At 51.8% G+C, this 22,963-nt stretch carries 17 protein-coding genes and 1 rRNA gene; 6 read left to right on the top strand and 12 right to left on the bottom strand.

Features of this window, described 5'->3' with window-relative positions:
- The first annotated feature begins 103 nt into the window (after positions 1-103).
- Positions 104-216, top strand: a 5S ribosomal RNA gene (rrf, locus tag O5O45_RS16000).
- Positions 217-345: 129 nt separating this feature from the next.
- Here rrf and O5O45_RS15995 read toward each other — a convergent pair.
- The 3 genes from O5O45_RS15995 to imuA are packed head-to-tail and all read right to left on the bottom strand — an operon-like array spanning position 346 to position 5,639.
- The gene (locus O5O45_RS15995; RefSeq protein ID WP_305900395.1) at positions 346-3,444 is read right to left on the bottom strand and encodes an error-prone DNA polymerase; all 3,099 of its coding nucleotides are present in this window, start codon (positions 3,442-3,444) and stop codon (positions 346-348) included.
- A 15-nt stretch (positions 3,445-3,459) separates the two neighbouring features.
- The gene (locus tag O5O45_RS15990) at positions 3,460-4,866 is read right to left on the bottom strand and encodes a Y-family DNA polymerase (protein WP_305900394.1); all 1,407 of its coding nucleotides are present in this window, start codon (positions 4,864-4,866) and stop codon (positions 3,460-3,462) included.
- A 20-nt stretch (positions 4,867-4,886) separates the two neighbouring features.
- Positions 4,887-5,639, bottom strand: coding sequence for a translesion DNA synthesis-associated protein ImuA (imuA, locus tag O5O45_RS15985; protein WP_305900393.1), 753 nt, complete (start codon positions 5,637-5,639; stop codon positions 4,887-4,889).
- 113 nt (positions 5,640-5,752) lie between these two features.
- On the opposite strand from imuA, the gene O5O45_RS15980 reads away from it, so the two are divergent.
- On the top strand, positions 5,753-6,241 hold the full coding sequence (locus O5O45_RS15980) for a GNAT family N-acetyltransferase (protein WP_305900392.1): 489 nt from the start codon (positions 5,753-5,755) through the stop codon (positions 6,239-6,241).
- 87 nt (positions 6,242-6,328) lie between these two features.
- Complete coding sequence (locus O5O45_RS15975) at positions 6,329-7,537, top strand: IS256 family transposase (RefSeq protein ID WP_305900391.1); 1,209 nt, start codon at positions 6,329-6,331, stop codon at positions 7,535-7,537.
- A 74-nt stretch (positions 7,538-7,611) separates the two neighbouring features.
- Here O5O45_RS15975 and O5O45_RS15970 read toward each other — a convergent pair whose 3' ends face one another.
- Complete coding sequence (locus O5O45_RS15970; protein ID WP_305900390.1) at positions 7,612-10,503, bottom strand: insulinase family protein; 2,892 nt, start codon at positions 10,501-10,503, stop codon at positions 7,612-7,614.
- A gap of 273 nt (positions 10,504-10,776) precedes the next feature.
- Here O5O45_RS15970 and O5O45_RS15965 point away from each other — a divergent pair, with 273 nt between their 5' ends.
- Positions 10,777-11,622 (top strand): GNAT family N-acetyltransferase, encoded by an 846-nt coding sequence (locus O5O45_RS15965; protein WP_305900389.1) that lies wholly within the window; start codon positions 10,777-10,779, stop codon positions 11,620-11,622.
- 26 nt (positions 11,623-11,648) lie between these two features.
- Here O5O45_RS15965 and O5O45_RS15960 read toward each other — a convergent pair whose 3' ends face one another.
- The 4 genes from O5O45_RS15960 to potA are packed head-to-tail and all read right to left on the bottom strand — an operon-like array spanning position 11,649 to position 15,417.
- Positions 11,649-12,698 carry an extracellular solute-binding protein gene (locus O5O45_RS15960; RefSeq protein ID WP_305900388.1) on the bottom strand — a complete coding sequence of 350 codons (1,050 nt, stop codon included), beginning with the start codon at positions 12,696-12,698 and terminating at the stop codon, positions 11,649-11,651.
- Positions 12,695-13,468 (bottom strand): spermidine/putrescine ABC transporter permease PotC, encoded by a 774-nt coding sequence (gene potC / locus O5O45_RS15955; RefSeq protein WP_305900387.1) that lies wholly within the window; start codon positions 13,466-13,468, stop codon positions 12,695-12,697. Before potC ends, O5O45_RS15960 begins: the two co-directional genes overlap by 4 nt.
- On the bottom strand, positions 13,452-14,318 hold the full coding sequence (potB, locus tag O5O45_RS15950; RefSeq protein ID WP_305900386.1) for a spermidine/putrescine ABC transporter permease PotB: 867 nt from the start codon (positions 14,316-14,318) through the stop codon (positions 13,452-13,454). The genes potC and potB overlap by 17 nt, the downstream gene beginning before the upstream one ends.
- Before the next feature lies 1 nt (position 14,319).
- Entirely contained in the window at positions 14,320-15,417 is a 1,098-nt protein-coding gene (gene potA / locus O5O45_RS15945) for a spermidine/putrescine ABC transporter ATP-binding protein PotA (protein ID WP_305900385.1), read from the bottom strand.
- A gap of 202 nt (positions 15,418-15,619) precedes the next feature.
- On the opposite strand from potA, the gene O5O45_RS15940 reads away from it, so the two are divergent.
- Positions 15,620-16,363, top strand: coding sequence for a substrate-binding periplasmic protein (locus O5O45_RS15940; RefSeq protein WP_305900384.1), 744 nt, complete (start codon positions 15,620-15,622; stop codon positions 16,361-16,363).
- 26 nt (positions 16,364-16,389) lie between these two features.
- Here the strand turns inward: O5O45_RS15940 and O5O45_RS15935 are convergent, their stop codons facing one another.
- Positions 16,390-17,298: a U32 family peptidase gene (locus O5O45_RS15935; RefSeq protein ID WP_305900383.1), complete on the bottom strand. Its 909-nt coding sequence runs from the start codon at positions 17,296-17,298 to the stop codon at positions 16,390-16,392.
- 59 nt (positions 17,299-17,357) lie between these two features.
- Positions 17,358-18,356, bottom strand: a complete 999-nt coding sequence (gene ubiU, locus O5O45_RS15930; RefSeq protein ID WP_305900382.1) for a ubiquinone anaerobic biosynthesis protein UbiU — start codon at positions 18,354-18,356, stop codon at positions 17,358-17,360.
- Between the two features lie 139 nt (positions 18,357-18,495).
- Here ubiU and ubiT point away from each other — a divergent pair, with 139 nt between their 5' ends.
- Positions 18,496-19,080 (top strand): ubiquinone anaerobic biosynthesis accessory factor UbiT, encoded by a 585-nt coding sequence (gene ubiT, locus O5O45_RS15925; RefSeq protein ID WP_305900381.1) that lies wholly within the window; start codon positions 18,496-18,498, stop codon positions 19,078-19,080.
- Between the two features lie 16 nt (positions 19,081-19,096).
- Here ubiT and O5O45_RS15920 read toward each other — a convergent pair whose 3' ends face one another.
- Together O5O45_RS15920 and O5O45_RS15915 are read right to left on the bottom strand one after the other, a co-directional pair.
- Positions 19,097-19,720 (bottom strand): LysE family translocator, encoded by a 624-nt coding sequence (locus O5O45_RS15920; protein WP_305900380.1) that lies wholly within the window; start codon positions 19,718-19,720, stop codon positions 19,097-19,099.
- Positions 19,721-19,870: 150 nt separating this feature from the next.
- Positions 19,871-22,939, bottom strand: a complete 3,069-nt coding sequence (locus tag O5O45_RS15915) for an efflux RND transporter permease subunit (RefSeq protein ID WP_305900379.1) — start codon at positions 22,937-22,939, stop codon at positions 19,871-19,873.
- Positions 22,940-22,963: the final 24 nt, after the last annotated feature.

Genomic DNA, 22,963 nt, shown 5'->3' with positions numbered 1-22,963 from the left:
ATTTACCGGTATTGATTGAGTATAACTGCTTATCCAAGTTAAAGGTCTTCTGACCAAGCGCCAACTAGACAAGCTAGAACTAAGACAAAGCTTAACGGTTTTGCCTGATGATCATAGCGGACTGGAACCACCTGATCCCATTCCGAACTCAGAAGTGAAACAGTCCAGCGCCGATGGTAGTGTGGATTCCCATGCAAGAGTAGGTCGTCGTCAGGCTCTTAATACGAAGAACCCGTCCTCGTGACGGGTTTTTTTATGCCTGGAGTTTATGCCCAGGCCAGGCGTCAGAGCCCCTCTTACTATTCCCGTAGAGCGCTTCATCTACCACAAACAAACCCTTCAAGCTCAGTGAAAGTCCCTTGATCGCGACTCCAGTTCCTCCAGGTGCGGCGTCAGGTCCGTCAAACGATGGGCGATGACGTGCGCTACGCTCCCTTCGTCATCCTTATCGATCTCTCCGTATACCATTAGCTGTCGCGCTTTGATGAGGACGTCCATCTGCGCCATCGCTGTTTTTTTCCAAACAATGATATTGATTGAGCCCGTTTCATCTTCCAGCGTGATAAAAGTTACTCCTGTCGAGGTTTTTGGGCGTTGCCTGTTGATGACCACGCCTGCTACATAGGTCTTGAGGCCTGCTTTTTGTTTGATCAGTTCAACCGCTGCTAAGCAGTGAGGTATTAGATTAGCCTCTCGAAGATAGGCGAGGGGGTGGTCACTTAGCACTACGCCTGTGCTGGCATGATCTTCATAAATGCTGTCCAGACGGCTGGGAGGCTTGAAGTCTACGCTTCTGTGTTCAAACTCGGAGAAGAGTTGATAATAATAAAGAAAGCCTGAGCACTCCCAGCGCTGCTGATATCTATTGTCGCCTAACGAAGTCAGAGCGTTGGCTGAGGCAAGGGCTTCAAGATCTTTCCTGGTTATTTTTGGGAGATGCATTACCTGAGCGAGAGAAGTAAATCCTTCGCCGGATCTATGCTTAACAATAGAGATGGCGGCTTCTTCTGATAATCCTTTAACGAGCCGGAACCCTAGCCGTAAAGCTCCTTCTTTTGTGTTACCAGGGTGTGGCTCTAAGCGATGCTCCCAGTAACTACTCTTTATATCCACGGGTAAGACGATAACGCCATGTCGTTGAGCGTCTTGGACTAATTGCCAGGGAGCATAAAACCCCATTGGCTGACTGTTTAAGAGCGCGCAGCAAAAAGCAGAAGGGTAATAGTATTTTAGCCAGCCTGAATGATAGGCCAGCAGTGCAAAACTGGCGGCGTGAGACTCAGGAAAGCCGTATTCGCCGAAGCCCTCTATCTGTCGGCATAAACGCTGGATATATTCTTGGCGTATACCTTTGTTCAGCAGATTGGTTATCAGCTTATCCATTAACTTGCCCATATGGCCGCGGCGTTTCCAGCTAGCCATAGAGCGCCTTAGTTCTTCTGCTTCTTCGGAAGTGAAGCCCGCTCCGACAATAGCTATGGCGATAACCTGTTCCTGAAAGATGGGAACGCCGAAGGTTCGCTTCAGTATGGGTTTTAGCTCAGGTAATGGGACGTCTTCAGGATCTTCCAGATTATGTCGTCTACGCAGATAGGGGTGAACCATATCGCCATGGATCGGCCCAGGCCTGACAATAGCTACTTGCACCACAAGGTCATAATACCTTTCGGGTCTGAGACGAGGAAGCATGTTCATTTGGGCGCGAGACTCCACCTGAAAGAGTCCAACTGTGTCAGCTTGCTGCAACATGTCATAAACTTGGGAATCTTCATCCTTGGGAATGCTTTCCAAAGAAAACGTCTCCCCCGTTATTTCACTAATATATGTCGTACATTTTTTCAGTGCTGTCAGCATGCCCAACGCCAATACATCGACTTTCATTAATCCAAGAGACTCAAGGTCGTCTTTGTCCCACTGTATGACTGTGCGGTCTTCCATTGCGGCATTTTCTATTGGGACAAGTTCAACCAAGGGGCCGGCGGATAAAACAAAGCCGCCTACGTGCTGAGATAAGTGTCTTGGAAAGCCTAATAATTCAGGTAGTAACTCTTTAAAACAAGTCAGAATATGATTGTCTTGGGAGACTTGGGGCGTGATGACTTCATCTATCCAGTCTTGTCCGCGATAACGCCAACCATAGTTAGCGATTACATTTTCGAGCTGCAATAAATCGACACCCAGGGCCTTACCCAAGTCTCTTATTGCGCTTTTGGGGCGATAAGTGATTACAGTTGCAGCAATGGCGCAGCGCTCACGTCCGTAGCGCTGATAGAGGTATTGGATAACTTCTTCTCTACGCGCATTTTCGAAGTCCACATCAATATCTGGAGGCTCATCACGTCCCTTGGATATAAAGCGCTCAAAAAGGAGGCTGGCTCTGGTGGGATCAACAGCGGTGATACCAAGACAATAGCAAACCACAGAGTTTGCGGCCGAGCCTCTTCCCTGACAGAGAATATCTGATTTTTTTGCATAATCCACGATGTCGAAAATGGTTAGGAAGTAATACTCGTATTGCAGCTCACTGATGATCTTGAGCTCTTTCTCCAGCGTAACTAGAACCGTTTCAGGTATGCCTTGTGGATAACGAAGATGGGCCCCTTCATATGTTAGACGACGTAGATAAGCGCTGGGATCGTCACCTTTTGGGACGACCTCTTTGGGGTATTGGTAGCGGATTTCATTCAACTCAAAGGTGCATTGCGCCGCGATCTTTAAGCTTTCTTGTATGGCGCTAGAGGGATAAATCTCATGGATTTCGCTTAAAGGGCGTAGATAGTTCTCCGCATTAGGGGCCAGGCGCTCTTTTATGGAATCCACTGATTGATTGAGGCGAATTGCTGTCAGTGCGTCGTGCAGGCGCTTTCGCTCGGGTATATGCATCTTGACCCCATTGCTGCACACAACAGGAAGGTTATAGGCGCTGGATAGTGTTTGTATAAGCTCAGACTCTGAGTCGTCTGCTTCTGATAAGGATAGCTCTAACAGTAGCCATAGACGGCCAGAGAATGCTTGCGCTAACGCTGGAATAAACTCTTGATCACTTTGTTTGGGACGCCAAAGTAAGAGGCCTTGCTTGATGCTTTCATTAAGGTCGTGAGGTGAAAATCGATAGTCGCCTTTTTCTGCTTTTCTCCTGCAGTCGGTAATAAAGCGGCAGAGTTCCCCATAAGCCTTTTTATGGGGAGCCAGTACGACAAAGCAATTTCCTTCATAATGAAACTCGCTGCCAATGATTAGCTTAAAGGCTGAAGCCCCAGCAATTTCCTCCCTTAGCCGTCGTAGTTCACGCCACGCTTTGACTGCGCCAGCGACAGAGCACTCGTCCGTGATCGCCAAGGCGCTGTAGCCCTGTTCAATGGCTTGTTGCACTAGCTCTTCAGGATGAGATGCGCCTTTTAGAAATGAATAGTTGCTGATGCAATGGAGTTCGGCGAAAAACATGGTGAAACTGCTGAGTTAGGAAAAAAATCCGTGACGGAACCACTGTTTTTCAGGGGTGTGAAAAATCCAGTGCAAACTGTTGTTTGTGGTGGCGGCGACATAGTAGTCCCGCCTTACGGCATATTTATCCCACCAACCCGAGTCTATGCGTAGTGGTCCATGAAGCAGCTTATAAGACTCAATATTGATAGGGGATGCCGAAGGCAGAAGCCAAAGCGGCAGTGGTGATGTTTGTGAGAGAGGGTATTTTTCAAGCGCCGGTAAAGGTGTCTGCTGGGTTTTGAGTTCTGGTCTATGGTCTGTGGTAAGCCTAAGAAAGTGCACATGTTCGGAGCTCAGCCGGGCAGCCAGCCTATTGAGCAAGCGTGTTTTTTCTGCAGCGATATTTTCGTTGAAGTGGATGAATAAATACTCTGATTGTTGTGGCGCTTCTTCAAAATGGGAGGCGAAAAGCTCAACCATTACAACTGGGGCGGACAGTTCTATCCTTTCCAAGCTCTTATTCAGTACGTATAACCAGGACTCTGGTCGGTTATCTCCCTGTGCGAGTCTGATGCTCTCCAGGGTTGGCGGTTGATGGCGATGAATAAGGCGTACTTCTAATGACTGACTAATCAGACAGCGCTCCTGTAAAAAAAGACAGAACTCTTTAATGGCTTTGGCTAAGTAGAAGAGCAGAGGCTGCAGGCTTTCATACTCCTGCTCCAGGTCCATCCGCTTTTTAAAACGACATGGCGGAGTAAAAGGCGAAGGCCGCCATGGTTTGCGGCCAAGCGCGTGGTCAAGGTACAAAGCGAGGTCGGCATCAATTCGATACGCAAGATCGCAGCTTGGAAGTTTGGCGATATCATAAATGGTTTTCAGGCCCACCTTGCGCAGTTTATATTCAATACGACTCTCCAGTTTCAGGCGATCTAATTTCAGGTGCTTAAGCACCCGCCAAAAACTCTCAGCATTAACGTCTTTTTCTATGTCGGAGCGAGCAAGGAGGCGCGCTGCTTTGGGGTGGGGCGCTGTTGCGCTCAATACTGTAACCCTAAAGCTTGAAAAAGCTTGTTGAATGACCTGGCGCAATTGCAATGGGCTTACATACAGGCGTTTCATTGAGGCGACTTCCAAGTACAAACCGTCAGGCTCGTCCAGGCTTACCCAGGATGAAAAGCGGTTAGCGATTTGCGCTGCTCGGTGCATTGCTTGAGTCTGCTTGTACGGTTTTATGTCGAGAACCTGCAAGGTGGGACATAGGCAAAAAGCGGTGTTTAAGAGCATCCCTGAGTCTACGCCCGAGTGTGACGCGCTCGCGTTTGCGTCAACAATGACAGAACCACCTTCATGAATCAGGGCAATGGGAGTGGTTTCTGCGAAGTCTGGACTCCACGTTTCTGCGTAAAGGTGTGGGAAGTAGAGATATAACCATCGCATAAGATCATGCCGCCTTTAGCTTACTTGGTTCTTTCCCTATGAGCGTCGCTTTCAGCCGCTACGTGAAGTGAGGGCTGCCTAAAAAGAGAGGGCGAATGAAGCGAATCTATGGCTACCTTGGCTGTCATCCACCCTCTGCGTTGTTTTAGGATCTCTACACATAAGCCTCCCTGGGAGAGCGCATTTAAACGAACTCTTAATGAACTGGGCGAGTTGGCGTACTGTTTATCCTGAAACAGGAAGCACGGTTTTTGCTGTTGAGCTGCAATAATCTGTAGTCGACGCACGTGTTCTGGCCGCATGCTCTGCGGCCACGCCAATACCGCTGCGGATGACGAGCTTTTCAAACTTTCTTCGATCGACCAGAGCAAATCCCTGCGAGATTGAGGCTGAATTATCAGGTTATTGTAGAGACTCAAACCGCCATTAATTAAGGCGGGCGCATATAGGGGATATGGCGGCGCCACCCACAGTATCCACTGGTCTTGATGACTTAATGGAGCCAACGCCGGAAACAAAAGGCTGACCTCTCCCAAGCCTGGAGACCTATATCCTATTTCAGTCACGCCATCCGCAGGCCACCCACCATCAGCCAATGCCTGATTCAAAGTTGGAAAGCCGGTATCCAATCCTTTTATTGAGGCTGAGGAGAAATGTCTTCCCCGCCATACTTGACCGCGATTAATAGCTTGTTCTAGCCCTGATTTGTTCATTGTCTGAGTAGGATTAAGCTGAAATGAGAATACTGTATATAAAAACAGTATTTTTGTCAAAATAGATACCTCTTACTCTTTTTTAGCCCATAGATATTCCGTTATGCTTTCAAGCGGCTCCGCTTAAAATAAGCGGTTATAGGAAAAGCGAAACGTGTTGCAACGAGGGATTCATGGAAATACGAGAGGCGTTAGAACAGGACTTTGAACAGATTTGGCGGATATTTCACTCTGTGGTTGTCGCGGGAGAAACCTATGCTTACGCCCCTGACACAAGTAAAGAAGAAGCCTATGAGCTGTGGCTGCGACAGCCGCAGAAGACCTATGTCGCAGTTGAAGGCGAGACGGTCTTGGGCACTTATTACCTGAAGCAAAATCAATTGGGATTGGGTTCTCATGTCAGCAACTGTGGCTATATGGTGGCGGAAGCTGCGCGTGGCAAAGGCGTGGCGGCGTCACTGTGCGAACACTCGCAAGCCATGGCGAAAAAGTACGGATACAAAGCCATGCAATTCAACTTTGTGGTATCCACCAACGAAGTTGCTGTTAATCTGTGGCGTAAGTTGGGCTATGACATCGCTGGCCGCCTTCCCAAAGCTTTCCGTCACTCAAAGCTTGGACTGGTGGATGCCTTGGTTATGTATAAATGGTTGGGGGATTAGTTGGTAGAGAAGAGGCCGAGACTGTAATTTAATTTGTGTATCTGCCTATCACTAGTACCCTATAGCGGGGTTAAGGATAGGTAGACAATGAACCAGAAAGAATTAGAAGCATTTGCCCGTGAGGCAGCCAAATCTCTGAAAACAGAAAAGGATCTCAACGAGTTCCGTCAGATGCTCACCAAGGCGACCGTGGAAGCCGCGCTCAATGCAGAGCTGGATGTGCATCTGGGATACGAGAAACATCAATCTTCAAATTCAGACAATAGCCGTAACGGCTATTCCAGCAAGACCCTCCGTACCGAGGACGGTCAGTTTGAAGTTAATACTCCCAGAGATCGTCAGGGCAGCTTTGAGCCTCTACTGGTCAAGAAGCAGCAGACCCGCTTCACCACCATGGACGACAAGATTCTCAGCCTCTACGCCAAAGGCATGAGCACCCGAGAGATCGTGGCCACCTTTAAGGAAATGTATGGCGCGGATGTCTCTCCCACCTTAATCTCCAAAGTCACGGATGCCGTGATTGAGCGGGTGGTGGAATGGCAGTCTCGTCCTCTGGATGCGGTTTATCCCATCGTATACCTGGACTGTATTGTGGTGAAGATCCGCCAGGATAAGCAGGTGATCAACAAGGCGATCTATCTTGCCTTGGGAGTGAATCTGGAAGGTCACAAAGAACTGTTAGGGATGTGGATCTCTGAAACCGAAGGGGCGAAGTTCTGGCTTAATGTGCTGACCGAGTTACAGAACCGGGGCGTGAAGGACATTCTGATCGCCTGTGTGGATGGTCTGAAGGGTTTCCCCGAAGCGATCAATACCGTGTATCCCCAAACCCGGATACAGCTCTGTATCGTGCACATGGTGCGCAATGCGGTGAAGTATGTGCCATGGAAAGACTATAAGCCGGTCACAACAGATCTGAAGCGGATCTACCAATCGGCCACCGAAGAGGAAGCCCTCTCAGAGCTGGACAAATTTGCCGAACGATGGGATGAGAAATATCCCCAGATCAGCCGATCCTGGCGGCTTCACTGGGAGAATCTCAACACTCTGTTCCGCTACCCGGAAGACATTCGCAGGGCCATCTACACGACCAATGCCATTGAGTCCCTTAACAGCGTCATTAGGAAAGTGATCAAGAAACGGAAGCTGTTCCCCACGGATGATTCCGCGAGAAAGGTGGTGTATCTGGCGATCATGGATGCGTCGAAGAAATGGACGATGCCGATCAGGAATTGGAAGTCAGCGCTGAACCGATTTATGATCGAGTTCGAAGATCGCTTAACGGAGTATCTTTAATAACCAGGCAGATACACAGAATTATTTACAGGGTCAAGAGGCCATAGGTAGTGTCACCTATGGCCATGATTGGCTTACTGCTTGCTAAGCATCATTTCAACGCTTTCAGTCTGTGGAGACTCCAATACCCACTTTTGATTTGCGTTTTGGAACTTCTCAAGTGAACTTAGTTTTGTATTGGAAACCTGAGACATCCATTTAGAGTTAATGTCGTGAGAGTCTCCTTCCACGAGAATCGATAACAAACGACTTTCTGAGCTTATAAAGCGTTGCTCATACCAGCTTATGAAACTGTCTTTGTTAATGTTTTTCGCTGCTTCAGCCATACGCTTGTGTGAGTCAAAGTGCAAACTACCGTTCTTGACCTCTTTCCAATATGCGTAGGCTTTGTTTTCCAGTTCTTTGTCTGCATTTAACTCTGTAATTAGGGTGCTTTTAAAGATGTTGAAGTCTTTTTCCTGCATGCCGGTTAGTATTACAAGGAAGTCTTTCATAAAGTTTAATGTTTCTTTCTCCAGCTTGTCAGGACCTGAAACCGGCGATTGCATTTTAAACTTCATACCAGGAATGTTGAGGTAGTTGTTTGATGTCGCATGAACTACGTACCCTAGTTGTTTCTCTGTCCGCAGCTCTTTAAAGAAGGATTCAGATAGCATTTTCTCCAATAGCTCAAAATGAGCGCGCTCCTCATAGCTTGCAGAGGCCCCCTGTACGTAGACAAGGGAAACGGAGTCTGTAAATTCTGACTCTTCAAATACCCGAGTGACGCCTTTTGGCATACGCATTACATACTCCTTTATTCTTGGCGTACTTTTTTTATTAATGATTGCGTCGGCCACCATTTTATTCCATGTCTCTGCTTGAGGTTGCTCAACGTTGCCGTAAGCAAGTGAAGTAACATGTAAGTTGTCCTTGAAGTCCTCAAGAAGGTTGATCATTCTTGAATAGGAGGCGCCTTGCATGCCCATTGCGAGGTCAGAGCGACTATAGCTTGGACTATTGATAACACTGTCCGCTGTTTCTTGAGCAACAGTTAATGGGTGGGCCTCCTCTGTATATTTTTTCAAAAACTCCAACCATCCGTATCTGTATCCTTCATAGCGGCGCTCCTTCACCCTAAAAGTTTTTATTTCTTCCAATGTTTGCGAAAGCAGGAGTTCTACGCTTTCAGGATAGCCATGGAAGTGCAGCGCTATTCCATTTTTTTGCCTTTCGATACTTAAGTTAGTGTTTACTTCTTCAGCAATAAGCGTTTGATGTTCAAGTTTCTTTCTCAGTAGATTCCAGAAAAGTTGCGTAAGCGCTGCATTTCTTCGGTCTTCGTCCATTTCTGGGGAGCGCAGCAATACAAAGTAGTAAGCTAATGGACTGCCTGCCTTGGTATCTTTGCCGTACCAAGCCTTAATGTTTGGATGTGTGCTCAGTAGCTCGGGCGAGGCGGCTATATCGCCGCTGATCTGCACTTGTCCTTTCGGCAGAAAAGGATTCGCGGGGGGGCGAGCCATGTAATAGCTCTCCTTGGGTAAGTAATGCTTTTGCTCTGAAGTTGAAAGCATGCTTACCGAATAGGGAGTGCTGAACCACTTGGATTCTTTGGATAGAACGAAGTCGGGGTGGGTGACGATCGCCATCATGTTATCGGGACGAATGGCTTCAAGAATCTTTTGATAAAGCGAGGGGTTGAACTCTTCCGCGACATATCCTTTGGCCGCAGCGTAGTTTGGGCCATAAAGGTTTAAATTATGAGCGGCATTAGCGATATTGAAATCGTTAAAGTAGCACCATTGCAAACCTCGGGCTTTTTGAAATTCATTAAATCTCCATTCTTCCAGCGGCTCTTTCTTTAGAATGTCGACATACGCCATCAGACGCCTGATAACGTCCCAGTATTGTTCGCCCCCTTTGTAATGAAGGTTTATATATATTTCAATTCGTGAGGCGCCTGGGTCGTCGGTGTTGAACCGGACGCTTACGCCTTGAGCGTAGCTGTAACCCCTCAGGTTGCTGGATAGCGTCTGAGGAACTTGTTGCTCAAGTAAAAAGCGGATGAACTCTTCTGGCGCCGCCTTATACTCTTCCCGGATATCAGATATTGGGAAGTAAAGAATCATGTACCTTTCCAGGTCATTGAACTTGGTCTTCACCAAAGAAGGAATACGGCTCAATTTAAGAGGCTCTTGGTTTGGCGGAACTACCTTCTGACGCACAGGCAGGCGCTTAAACTTTTCTTTGGCCAGAGATTCCAATACTTCGTTAGGTTGTGGAGCGCTAATTACCAAAGACATTTTTTCTGCACTATAGTGCGTCGTCCACCAAGCCCTCACCCGATCAGCGAGCTCTTGGTCGCTGAAAGCTTCGAAAGATTTCGCATTACCCATTCCAAAACGCGTAATGGGGTGGTTGGTCGCGAATGCCTCTGATGCTGCATCGGTCAGGCGCCAATAAACCATGTCCTTTCTATACTGGTACTCCGCCTGGATTGCGTTCCTTTCTCTTCCTACGTAGGTTGAATCCAGTTTGGGAGCCGACATGGCGTCGGCGAACAGGTCCAGGGCGCCTTCCAGATGCTGGGGCTCAACATCAAAGTGATAATTGGTGGCGTTATAATCGGTGGAGGCGTTGGTTGAACCTCCATGCTGCGCCAGATAAGTCTGTAAGGCGTCTGCATCCGGATACTTCTCTGAGCCAAGAAAAAGCATATGCTCCAGGAAGTGCGCCATACCCAATATATCCTGAGGGTCTTGCTGAGTTCCTACGGAGGCTTCAAGAGATATACTGGCTTTGCTTACTGATGGATCTGAAATTGTCAGCACTTTCAGTCCATTGTCTAGCTCTAGATAAGAGTATTGTTTTGGTTGCTCGCACTCTTTGGGAAGCAATGGGGTAATTTCTTCAGCGTATGCGTTAACAGATAAAGTCAAAGCGCAGGCTGCATAAATAACGTGTGTAAAACAGCGAAAAAACACTCAAAACTCCAGTGATCAGACTAATCTTGTTGGGGAAAACACTATTTATCAGGGGGTATGGGGCTACTGCATTGGTGGGAATGCTACGAAAAGGACGATTCCGTTCGATGGAGCTCCAACATACTACTGGTTAAGCCAGCGCACTAGTTTATAAGCTTTTTCTCAAAATATTAACTAAATTTTAGAAACCAAGTGTAGTCGTATTAACGTCAGCCTGCTGAGCAGGAATTACCATCGCCCAGTAATTTGAGTAGAAGTAATAAAGGAGCCCCCATGCCAAGCCTGGGATTACAGACTGATTTGATGTTCAGCCGGTATTCCGGTGTGGTTGAGGATGTGGGCCGGTATGTTGTGATTACCACGCCGAGCAATCCAAATTATTACTTCGGCAATTATCTGTTGTTGAAGACGCCGCCGCGGGCCGATCAGTGGACTGATCTGGAGTTGGATTTTGCGCGTTATGTTGGCGCGCCGCCGCGTATTAAACATTTTGCGTTTCAATGGCGCGTCAGCGATGAAGAGGATGGGGCGGATATGAGCGGTTTTATGCAGCGAGGTTATGAGTACATGGAATGTGCGGTCCTCACTGCAAAGCAATCAGCCTTGTCAGAGCCGCAAAAAATTAACGCCGAGGTTAATGTGCGAATGCTGCAGTCGGAGAAGGATTGGCGCGCCTGGTATGAACTTGAGTTGCAGGAGCGGGATGTCGATCAGCCGATGGAGGAGTATGTCGCCTTCCTTCAAGGCGTTCGGGATATGTACCGCAGCATGATCGTCGCAGGAAGAGGTAATTGGTTCGGCGCGTTTCAACAGGGAGAGTTGGTGGGCAGCGTTGGTCTCTTTTTTGATGAGCGTATCGGCCGATTTCAGAATGTGCTCACCAAGTCCTCCCATCGAAGCCGGGGAATTTGCCACGCGTTGGTGTATGCCATTGCGAAAGCGGGGTTTGATCGGGCGGATATACTGGTCATGGTGGCGGATGAGAACTATCACGCTGCGCGAATCTATGAGTCGTTAGGGTTTCAGCCCAGCGAACGTCAGGCGAGTCTATGTCGTCGTAACGAGGGCGAACGTAAATGGGGAAAGGATAGCGGAGAGGAGGCGAGCAAGCCGGAATAACTCTCCGGCCTGCTTGTGGACCAGGATCAGTTGCCGGTTTTCAGCTTCTGCCAGTAATCGTTATAAATTTCCATGGCTTCGCCTACGTCCTGCTGGAAGTCGCCTTTCTGGATGACTTCGGCGGGTGGGAAGATGGTTTGATTGTTACGCAGCTTTTCATCCAACAGGCTCAGCGCTGACTTGTTGGGAGTGGCATAGCCGATAAACTCCACGCAACGCTTGGCGATTTCCGGCTGCAGCATGAAATCGATAAACTTGAGCGCATTTTCCTTGTTCTCCGCGCCAGCGGGAATAGCGAAGCTGTCAACCCAGAATGCAGCGCCTTCTTTGGGATAGATATACTGAATGTCCGGGTTCTCCTGTTGCGCCTGGATTACTTCACCGTTCCAGATCATGCCCAGGTTGACGTCGCCGGCCATATAAGGCTCACGGGGCGCGTCTGAGTTGTATACCAATACATTGGGCATCAGGGTTTTCAGCAGTTCGTAAGCCTGTTTGATTTCCGCAGGATCAGTAGAGTTGCCGGAGTGGCCGTTGATTTTCAACGCCATGTGGAACACTTCGCGAACATCGTCCGTCAGCAGCAGGCCGCCTTTCCATTTGGGATCCCACAGGTCTTTCCAGGAGGTGATGCTCTTGGGATCGATCGCTTCCGCGTTAATGCCAATGCCCGTGCTCCCCCAAGTGTAAGGGATACTGTACTGGTTATCCGGATCATAGGGTTTGTTCAGCAGGTTCGGGTCCAGGTGCTTGAAGTTGGAAAGCTTGGACTTATCGATTGGCGCCAGCAAACCTTCTTTGCGCATTTTAGAGATGTAGTAACCAGAAGGCACGACAACGTCGTAGCCTTTACCCTGTTGTAGTTGGACTTTGGCGTACATGACTTCGTTGCTCTCGTAAGTGGCGTACTCCACTTCGATGCCGGTCTTGGCGGTGAACTCATCCAGCACGCCTTCAGGTATGTATTCCGTCCAGTTGTACACGACTACTTTTTCCGCCGCCCGGGCTGTGCCGATAGCGGCGAACAGGAAGCCTGCCGCGAAGAGGAAGCCAGTTACAAAGGAGGTTTTTTTCATGCTTCGGTTTTCCTTTTCATAAGTAGCGTCACCACCGTGACAAGAGTTAAAGAAATAATTAGCAATACTGTGGCCAACACATTCACCTCGGGCGAGATGCCCACTTTCACCATTGAGAAAACCCGAATAGGCAGAATCTCAAAGCCGGGTCCGGTTACGAATGAGCTGATAATGACATCGTCCAAAGACAGAGTGAAACTCAGCAGCCAGCCGGAAATAATGGCGGGCAGGATAATCGGTAAAATGATCAGGCGAAAGATGCGGCTTTCACTGGCGCCTAAATCCTGCGCCGCTTCCAGTAAATTATCGTCAAACCCTTTCAATTGGGCGTATACGGTAATCACTACGAAAGGCAGACAGAACGTGATGTGGGCGATCAACAAGGACCAGAACCCCAGTTGAATTCCCAGCGCGATAAAAATAACCAGAAAGGTGATCGCCAATACGATGTCCGGCGACATCATCACCACGAACAGCAAACTGCCGGCGGTCTTCTTGAGCGGAAATTTATAACGATAGATCGCCAGCGCCATCAACGCCCCAATGACTGTCGCCGCTGTCGCCGACAGGCAGGCGATCAGCAGTGAATTGCCGAAGGCGTTCATCAACGCATCGTTATTCCACAGTTTTTCATACCAGCGCCAGGAGAAGCCTTTCCAGTCATAGCCGTACTTGGATTCATTGAACGAGTTGACCACCAGCACCAGTATGGGCAGATACAGGTACAGGAAGATCAGGCCCAGAAAACCGGTTTTAAAGATTCTGGTCATCGAGTCCTCCCATGCGCTGCACTTTCTTGTTGGCGGCGTAATACAGCCATAGCATCAGCCCCATGATGACAATCAGCGTGACGCTGAAGGCGGAGCCGAACGGCCAGTCCCGCACCACCAGGAATTGATTCTTGATGATATTGCCCAACAGCAGGTTCTTGGCGCCGCCCAGCAGATCCGCGACATAGAACATGCCCATGGCCGGCAGAAAGACGATCAGGCAACCGGCGACCACGCCCGGCATCGTAAGCGGCAGCACGATATGATAGAAGCGCTGCCAGAATCCCGCGCCCAGATCATGGCCAGCCTCGATTAAATCTTTATCCAGTTTGTCGAAACTGGAGATCAACGGCAGCGCCATAAAGGGCAGCAGAATGTAAGTCAGGCCGAACACCACCGCAAACTCGGTGTAGATCATCTGAATGGGCGCATCGATGACGCCAATGGCCTCCAGCACCCAGTTGAACAGCCCCTTATTGCCAAGCAGAAGCTTGATGGCGTAAGTGCGGATCAGACTGTTGGTCCAAAAGGGGATGATCATCAGGAACATCATGAAGGCGCGCCAGGCTGGGGACATTTTGGCGACAATGTAGGCGAACGGGTAGCCGAGCAACAGACAGATCAGCGTGGCCTTGGCGGACAGCGCCAGACTCTGCCAGAAAACGTCGGCGTACAGGGGCTCCCAAATACGGGCGTAGGCGTCCAGCGTCATCGGCCAGACCGCCAGGTGCTCGGAGTCTGGCGTCATCACGCTGGTCAGCACCACCAGAAAGTGGGGCGCCAGAACGAACAACGCCAGCCACGCCAGCGTCAAAATGATGATGAAACGGCGAAAGGGCGATTGGCTCACGTCAGGACTCCGCTTTGATCACGTGTTCCCAGCCATGCACCCAATCGACCCAGACTTTCTGATTGATGCTGTAGTCGAAGTCAGGGTCGTCCTCATCAAAGAACTCACTTGCCATGATGGTTTGGCCTGACTGTAACTGAATCTGTGAGTCCAGGGTCTGTCCGGTGTAATTGCGCTCCAGCACCTGACCGGAAAAGCCTGGGCGATCTGGCGCATCTTCCAGGTATTCAATCCTCAGGTCTTCCGGACGCAGCAATACATGTACCTTGTCGCCTGCTTCGAAGCGGCGGTCTGCGTGAATCTCCCGCTTGAAGCCGTCCATCGCGGCGAGGTAGCGGTAATCGTCCAGGCTTTCCAGGATTTCCGCGTTGAATACGTTGATCTCCCCGATAAAACTGGCGACGAACAGATTATTCGGACACTCGTATATTTCACGAGGCGTCCCTACCTGTTGCGCTTGGCCATTGTGCATGACCAGAACGCGGTCGGACATGGACAGGGCTTCTTCCTGATCGTGGGTGACGTAGATAAAGGTGATGCCCAGCTTGCGCTGTAGCTGCTTCAGCTCCATCTGCATTTGTTGGCGCAGTTTGTAATCCAGGGCGCTGAGAGATTCATCCAGCAGCAACACTTTGGGGCGATTCACTACGGCTCTGGCGATGGCGACGCGCTGCTTCTGGCCGCCAGACAGCTGATGGGGTTTGCGTGTGGCGAAATCAGACAGGCGTACCGTGGCTAACGCTTCTTTTACGCGCTCGGCGATTTCCGGTTTGCTGACTTTAGCCATTTTCAGACCGAAGGCCACATTGTCGAAAACGGTCATATGGGGGAACAGGGCGTAACTCTGAAACACCGTATTCACTGGCCGCTTTTCCGCAGACAGCTTGGAAACATCCTGCCCGTTCAGCATGATGCGCCCTTCATCGGCGCCCTCAAATCCGGCGATCAGGCGCAGCACGGTGGTTTTGCCGCAGCCTGACGGCCCCAAAATCGTAAAGAATTCTCCGTCTTCAATGCTCAAGTTGAAGCCCGACAGCACTTCTTGCGTATCAAAACGTTTGGTGATGTCGGCAAGCGTAAGAATGGGCGGTTTGCTCAATGTGTATGACCCTGACTCTGTGACTCCGCGAAAATCGCGGGAAAAGTGACTTTTCTGGCAACGTTTAACGTATGACCCTCTCCAACCCCGCGATTAAAGTGGATTGCTTGGCCAACGTCAATTCCGGTCTAAGACTTAATGTCTATACTTTAGCCAGAAGTGACGAAATGACGCCTGTGAACAACACAATTAGGAGGCTTTAATGAAGCGCCTTATTCTATCTGTTTTGACTGTCTTTATCGCTGCTGTAGGTTTTGAAGTGGGCGCTGAAGGTAAGAACGTGCAATTGACTTCGCTAGACTGGCCGCCCTATACCTCGGAAAGCCTGGCCAACCAGGGCGCCAGCGCTGCGGTGGCGAAAGAGGCGTTCGCCGCTATGGGTTACAATCTGGAAGTGAAATTCTATCCCTGGAAGCGCGCTGTGGCGCTGGCCAAGAACGATCCGGCTTATGACGGCTACTTTCCTGAATATTACGCCAAAGAGCTAGAAGACGACTTTATCCTGTCTGAGCCGATGGGCTCAGGCCCTCTGGGTTTCGCGCAACGCAAAAATCATCAGATTGACTGGTCGACGCTGCCGGACCTCGCCAAGTATCGTATCGGCGTGGTGAGCGGTTATGTGAACACGGCGGAATTCGACGATATGGTGGCCAACAAGAAATTAAACGCCAGTGAGGCGGGAGATGACGTGAAGAACCTGATGAAACTGGTCTCAGATCGCATTGATTTGGCGGTCATTGACAAAAACGTCATGAAATATCTGTTATCCACCGAGGCGAGCCTTAAATCCGCCGCTGGGGCGATTGAGTTTAACCCGACGCTATTGGAAGACAAGAAGCTCTATATCTGCTTCAAAAAAGGCCCTCGTGGGGAAGAGCTCGCCAAGGTGTTCAGCGAGGGCCTGAAAAAGATCGACGTCGATAAAATCATGCAGGGATATTTTTAAGCTTGGTTTTATCTCAGAAATAAGCCTCAGGAGAGATGAGGCGTTTCCTGAGGTCCCGCCGCCAGCTCCATGCCTGGGATACGGCTCCAGTAGCCGTTGCTATGGCTGAGCTGGTAAGGCAGGACCAGATCCTGTTCTTCTTTGAGCGCCAACGCCAAGCTTTCTGCGACCTGCAGGGTATCCGGCGATTCGGGGCTCAGTCTGATTACATTCACGCCGGCATGTTGCAGATCGCGCCATTGATTCAGCAGGTGGTAACACTTGCCGGACTGCGTCTGAATGCCGTTGAGGTTGAATAAGGTTTCGCCTTCCTGGCTCCGTGTCGCAATGCCTTGCGGGTATTTCTTGCAGACGAAACGACAGTCGTCTTTGGGCAATCCCTCTGATCTTGCGGTGAAGCAACGGGCGGAGAGCGCAAGGGGGAGATGACCGTAAGCGAATAACTCGGTTTCAATAGGCGCGGTGAGCCCCCCAACAATTCCTTCCAGCGCGTGGCGGCTGATTTCCACCGGCGGCGCCCAGCGTTTAGCGCCTGCTTGTCGCATGATTTCCAGCGCCGGTGCGTTGTAAAGGTTCAGGTAAGGGCCGGCGATGAAAGGCTTGCCTGCTTCCGACATCAGGTGCGCCGCGGCCATGTCATTGGCTTCCACGCTCAGACGCTCGTTTGCATTGGCCGCCTTGCAGATGGCGCGCAGGGACTTTAGTTCCGACTCGGCTTCTATTAACGCCAGGGTGGAAAGCGCCACCTCTTTTCCCGCATCGAGCAATGTGTCAGCGATGTCCAGCCAATCGTGCAAGTTCATCTCCCTGCGTTTGGAGCAGACGGTTTCTCCCAGATAAACAATATCGACCGGCGCGGCGGCGACTTGGGAATAGAATTGAACGACCATTTCTTTCGGCCAGAAATAAGGCAGGGGACCCAGAGAGATTTTCATAGTACTGCGCCTTCTAGTGATGAGTCGGACATTTGCGATGTGGGATAACGCCCGCTGATTTACTGCCAGGGACGCGAATAAGCGCCCAATGTGGTCTGCGCGCCCTCAGACAGCGCCTGTAACGCCTCCAGCCAATCTTGCTGACAGCGGAACGCCGCAGGCTCGCGTTGGAAGCAGTCCAGGGCCTGACGCCAGGTGGACACGACTTGTGCGACGTAAGAAGGGCTGCGCTGCCGGCCTTCTATCTTCACCGCCTTGACGCCGGTCGCGGCGAGTTCTGGAATGAGGTCGAGAGTATTCAGGCTGGTCGGTTCCTCAAAAACGTGAAAAGCATGGCTGTCGCCGGCGTCGAAGCGTCCTTTGCATAACGTGGGATAACCGGCGTTCTCGTCCGCTTCGAAGCGATCAATAAGGGAGCCGTTAAGGCGGGACTCCAGGCGTCCGTCTTTCTGCTCCCACTTCACGAATTTTGCGGGCGAACAGGCGCCGCTGTTGTTGGGAGATTCGCCGGTCATGTAGGACGACATGTAGCAGCGCCCCTCCGCCATGATGCACAGACTGCCGAAAGCGAAGACTTCCAGATCAACCGGGCTGTGCGACGCCACCTGCCGCACCTGCGGCAAGGACAATACTCTGGGCAGGACCGCTCGTTTGATATTGAAACGACTGTGATAGAAACGCAGCGCTTCATAGTTGGTGGCGGAGCCCTGTACGGAGAGATGCAGGTTAAGCTGGGGATACTGGCGGGCGGCGTAATCCATGATTCCGATATCGGCGGCGATCAGCGCGTCCGCCTGCAATCCGGCGACTTTATCCACCGCGCTGCGCCAACGTTCCCAGCCTTGTGATTGAGCATAGGTGTTGATGGCGACAAAGAGCTTCACGCCGTGGTCGCGCGCGTATGCCAGCGCTTGTTGGGCCTTGGCGTCGTCAAAATTCAGCCCGGCGAAATGGCGGGCGTTCGTATCGTCTTTGAATCCGATGTAAACAGCGTCGGCGCCGTTATCCACGGCGGCGCGAAGAGCGGGAGGACTTCCCGCCGGACAAACCAGCTCCATTGCATACTCCCAGGGGCGGCAAATATAGGTAAGGTAGCAAAAGCGCTGTGCCGGGGATTTGATGGAAATCAATATGCCCCAGGTCCCGAGTCTATTTAATAACGGCGACTAAACGCTGCGACAAGGGAGACTGATGTTCATGTTGAAAAGCCCGCTGCAATTATCCAAAGAGTTCGCTGCCGCGCTGCCGGCGTTGACAGAGGTAGTGCGACGGCCGGGACGCTATCTTCTGCATCCGTTGACGCGCACGCCGTTTCCGCTACAGGCGGCGCTGATACGAAAGCTGTTGCAGGACGGTTTCGGCGAAGCGATCAGAGAAGGAGAGTTCGATTCCCTTATTCATCGCTGGGTCAAAGTAACGGTGGTGGATTTGGAGTTGAGCTGGAGTCTGAGTCTGGGGGCGGATCGCTCCATCAGAGTGGCGCGAACGGAAACGGTGGATACGGAAATCCGAGGCGACTCCGCCGCCTTCGCCATGATTGCAGGACGCAAGATGGACCCGGATACGCTGTTTTTTCAACGGCGGATTGTGATTCTCGGCGATACAGAGCTGGGGCATGAAATGAAAAACTTGCTGGACACCGGCGATCTCAACGACCTGCCTGCGCCCGTACATAAAATGCTGGAGCTGGCTTCCTCTGTCGCTGCGTACTGGGAAGTCTCCAAACGGGATCTGGCGGCGGCGCTGAGCTATAAAATTCCCGTTACGCCGCAAACCTCCTGAGGTCAGAAGATCGACGTCAGAAAAACGCCAGCCAGGCCCCGACGCCGATCATCAGGGTTCCGGCGATGCGGTTCAACAAGCGTACGTTATCGCCTTGCAACAGGAAATGACGCAGTGTGCGGCCGCCGCTGGCATATAACACCAGACAGAAAAATTCCACGATCAACAAGATTGACACCAAGGTCGCCAATTGCGGCGCCATTGGGGCGTCTGTCGAAATAAAGGGCGGCAACAATGACACCATGAACGCCCAGCCCTTGGGGTTGGAAATCGCTGTCACAAAGCCTTGGGTGGCCAGCTCTGTGGGGCTGGCGACGCGGGTGTCCTCCGTCTTCTCTGGAATGGCCATTTTGCCCCGGGACAACCACATTTGTACCCCAAGATAGGCGAGGTAAGCGCCCCCGACGTACTTAAGCACGGCGAACACTTGCGGGTACTGCAGCATCAGGGTGGCGACGCCTATGACAGAGGCGATGGAGACAATGCCGACGCCGATCAACTCGCCCCACATCATCCAGAACGTGCGCTTCAGACCAATGCTCAACCCCATCGTCAACGCCAGCGTCATACACATGCCCGGCGTGGCGGACACAAACAGGCAGGTGGAGAGAAACACCAGAAGTACGGAATAGTCGGTCATACAAATGTCGTCCTGAAGGCGATGATCAAGCGGATGGCGTTAGGGGAATAAATCAGAAAAGCCATTATCAGGCAAGCCGGCGCCGCCCGATAATAGCTTTTTTCAATGGCGCTCCGGCGCTGGCGGGCGCCGGAGACTAAGATGGGAAGCTCAGGCGTGGGACAGTTCGCCGTCTACGTCTTCCTGTTTTTCGACCTGACTGTGGTCTGTGCCCAGGATCATGTACATAGTGGGCACTACGAACAGTGTGAAGATCGTGCCAATGGAGAGTCCGGATGCGATCACCAGACCGATATCGAAACGACTGACGGCGCCGGCGCCGCTGGCGAACAGCAGAGGCAAGACGCCGACCACCATCGCGGCGGTGGTCATCAGGATTGCCCGCAGACGAATGCCTGCGGCCTGTTCGATAGCCTCGCGTTTGCTCAGCCCCTGTTCGACCTGCAGTTGGTTAGCGAACTCCACAATCAAGATGCCGTGTTTGGTGATCAGACCGATCAAGGTCACCAAGCCGATCTGGGTGTAGATGTTCACCGACGTCACGCCAAAGGCGATGGGAATCAACGCCCCCAGTAACGACATCGGCACGCTCACCAGAATGATGAAAGGATCGCGGAAGCTCTCAAACTGCGCCGCCAGCACCAGATAGATCATCAACAAGGCGAAGAAGAAGGTGAAGATTAGCGCGCTGCCTTCCTGCTTGTACTGGCGGGACTGTCCGGCGTACTCATATCCATACCCCTGCGGGAAGATGGTCTGCGCCTTCTGGTCCAGGAAGTCTAATGCTTCGCCCAGGCTGATCCCTGGCGTCATCACGCCTTCCACCACCATGGAGTTCAACTGCTGGAACTGCCCGCGTTTATTGGGCTCCACGCCTTTGGACACTTCCGCGATAGTGGAGAGCGGAATCAACTCGCCGGAGGCGGTGCGCACGTAGTAGTCATCCAGTTGCTCCGCTGTGGCGCGGTATTCCCGCAGCACTTGTGGAATCACTTTATAACTGCGACCTTCCACGCTGAAGCGGGTGGTGTAGCCGCCGCTCAACATGGTCGCCAATGCGGCGCCGATATCCTGCATGCTGATGCCCAGCTCCGCCGCCTTGCTGCGGTTGATAGCAATATGCGCGGTGGGCTTGTCGAACTTCAGATCGGAATTAACGAACAAGAACTTACCGCTCTTGCGGGCTTCCGCCAGCAGTTCCTGACCCAGCTCGTACAGCACCTTGTAATCCTGCGCCGTGGTGATGACGAACTGCACAGGCAGACCGCTGGAGCCGGGCAGGGTAGGCAGGTTGAAGGAGACCGACTGATAACCGGCGATATCCCCCATGCGCTGCTGCATGATGGGAACCAGCTCCATCTGACTGCGTTCACGTTCGCCCCAGGTCTTCAGAATCATCCCTGAGAACATGCTGTTGGCGGCGCCGTCGGCGCCTTGCACGATGAAATAATCATTCCGTTCGTCGAAAGTCTCGATGGTTTTGATGACTTCATCGGTATAAGCGGCCACGTAGTCATGGGTGGCGCTCACCGGCGCGGTGGACATACTGAAGATGATGCCCTGGTCCTCGTCCCGGGCCAGCTCCTTGTTGGACAGCTGATACAGGTAAAAACAGCTCACCAGCATGGTCAGCACCATCACCAGCGTGACCGGACGATAATTGAGCGCGTTATGCAGACGGCGCTGGTAGGCCCCACGGAGTTTTTCAAACACCTCATCCAACCAGATCGCCATCTTGCTGTTGGTTTCCGTCATCAGCTTGGAGCACATCATCGGCGACAGCGTCAGTGCGATGACGCCTGAGATGATCACCGCCCCGGCCAAAGCAAAGGCGAACTCTTTAAACAGGCCGCCTGTCAGGCCGCCGAGGAAGCCAATCGGCGCATACACCGCCGCCAGGGTCAGGGTCATGGAAATGACCGGCGTGGCGATTTCCCGGGCGCCAATAATAGCGGCCTTGAACGGCGACAGGCCTTCATCGATGTGGCGGTGGATGTTTTCCACCACCACGATGGCGTCGTCCACCACCAGGCCGATGGCGAGCACCATGGCCAGCAGGGTCAGCAGGTTGATGGAGTACCCCAAAGCCAGCATGAAGAAGCAAACGCCCACCAGGGACAGGGGGATAGTCACCACCGGAATCATCACTGCGCGCAAAGACCCCAGGAACAGAAAGATGACGAAAATAACGATGACCGTGGCTTCGCCAACTGTCTTGATAACCTCGTTGATGGAGTCGCGAATGAACTTGGTGGCGTCATAAGCCACTTTGACGTTCAGGGCGCTGGGCAACTGCTTTTCAAGCGCGGGCATCAGGTCGTAGATATTGTCGATGACTTCCAGTGGGTTGGCGGCGGGCAGGGAGGTGATGGCCATGAACACAGCGCGGTTGCCGTTGAAGTACACCGCTGAATCATCGCTTTCCGCATCCAGTTCGATAGTGGCGACATCCTGCAGACGCACCAGGGTCGCATCATCCCGTTTCACCACCAGCTGCTGGAATTCCTGCACGCTGTGCAAGTCCGTGTCGGCGGTGATGTTGGCGGTGATGTACTGACCTTTGGTGGCGCCGGCGGCGGACAAAAAGCTGTTGGAGCCGACTGCGCGGGCGACATCCTGAGGCGTCAGGTCGAAGGCCGCCAGCTTCTGCGGATTCAACCAGACGCGCATGGCGAAAGTTTTACCGCCAAGAATTTCCGCCTTGGCCACGCCATCGGCGGTTTCCAGCTGCGGTTGCACCACGCGCTTCAGATAGTCGGTGATCTGCGCTTCGCTCATGTCCTGGCTGAAGAAGCTGACGTACATGAGCGCTGTGGTGCCGGCGGTGGACTTCTGGATCACCGGCTCTTCCGCATCCGCCGGTAATTGACGGCGCGCCTCCGCCACTTTGGAGAGAATCTCCGTCATCGCGGTGCTGGAGTCAAAGCCCAGTTTCAGGTGCACTTCCACCAGACTGGACCCCTGGTTACTGGAGGACGTCAGGTAGTCGATCCCCTCAGCGCTCGCCACGGCCTGTTGAATGGGTGAGGTGATGAACCCCGACACCAGTTCAGAACTGGCGCCAGGATAAGCAGTGGAAATATTGATAACCGCATTTTCCAATTGCGGATATTGCCTCACCTGCAGGGTCTTCAGGGCGTTGAGACCCAACAGCAGGATAATCAGGCTGACGACGGACGCCAGCACCGGGCGGCGTATGAATAAATCGGTAAAACGCATAGGCTTCTCCTTGTTTACCGGTGC

Source organism: Hahella sp. HNIBRBA332 (assembly GCF_030719035.1).
GTDB lineage: Bacteria > Pseudomonadota > Gammaproteobacteria > Pseudomonadales > Oleiphilaceae > Hahella.
Note: the sequence above shows the minus strand (reverse complement) of the source record. Positions and strands in the feature narration are given on the sequence as shown.

Bases quoted from the DNA above. Each gene is read 5' to 3' on its own strand.
- O5O45_RS15995 (WP_305900395.1), bottom strand. From the start codon at position 3,444: ATGTTTTTCGCCGAACTCCATTGCATCAGCAACTATTCATTTCTAAAA.
- O5O45_RS15990 (WP_305900394.1), bottom strand. From the start codon at position 4,866: ATGCGATGGTTATATCTCTACTTCCCACACCTTTACGCAGAAACGTGG.
- O5O45_RS15980 (WP_305900392.1), top strand. From the start codon at position 5,753: ATGGAAATACGAGAGGCGTTAGAACAGGACTTTGAACAGATTTGGCGG.
- O5O45_RS15975 (WP_305900391.1), top strand. From the start codon at position 6,329: ATGAACCAGAAAGAATTAGAAGCATTTGCCCGTGAGGCAGCCAAATCT.
- O5O45_RS15965 (WP_305900389.1), top strand. From the start codon at position 10,777: ATGCCAAGCCTGGGATTACAGACTGATTTGATGTTCAGCCGGTATTCC.
- O5O45_RS15960 (WP_305900388.1), bottom strand. From the start codon at position 12,698: ATGAAAAAAACCTCCTTTGTAACTGGCTTCCTCTTCGCGGCAGGCTTC.
- potC (WP_305900387.1), bottom strand. From the start codon at position 13,468: ATGACCAGAATCTTTAAAACCGGTTTTCTGGGCCTGATCTTCCTGTAC.
- O5O45_RS15940 (WP_305900384.1), top strand. From the start codon at position 15,620: ATGAAGCGCCTTATTCTATCTGTTTTGACTGTCTTTATCGCTGCTGTA.
- O5O45_RS15935 (WP_305900383.1), bottom strand. From the start codon at position 17,298: ATGAAAATCTCTCTGGGTCCCCTGCCTTATTTCTGGCCGAAAGAAATG.
- ubiU (WP_305900382.1), bottom strand. From the start codon at position 18,356: ATGGAGCTGGTTTGTCCGGCGGGAAGTCCTCCCGCTCTTCGCGCCGCC.
- ubiT (WP_305900381.1), top strand. From the start codon at position 18,496: ATGTTGAAAAGCCCGCTGCAATTATCCAAAGAGTTCGCTGCCGCGCTG.
- O5O45_RS15920 (WP_305900380.1), bottom strand. From the start codon at position 19,720: ATGACCGACTATTCCGTACTTCTGGTGTTTCTCTCCACCTGCCTGTTT.
- O5O45_RS15915 (WP_305900379.1), bottom strand. From the start codon at position 22,939: ATGCGTTTTACCGATTTATTCATACGCCGCCCGGTGCTGGCGTCCGTC.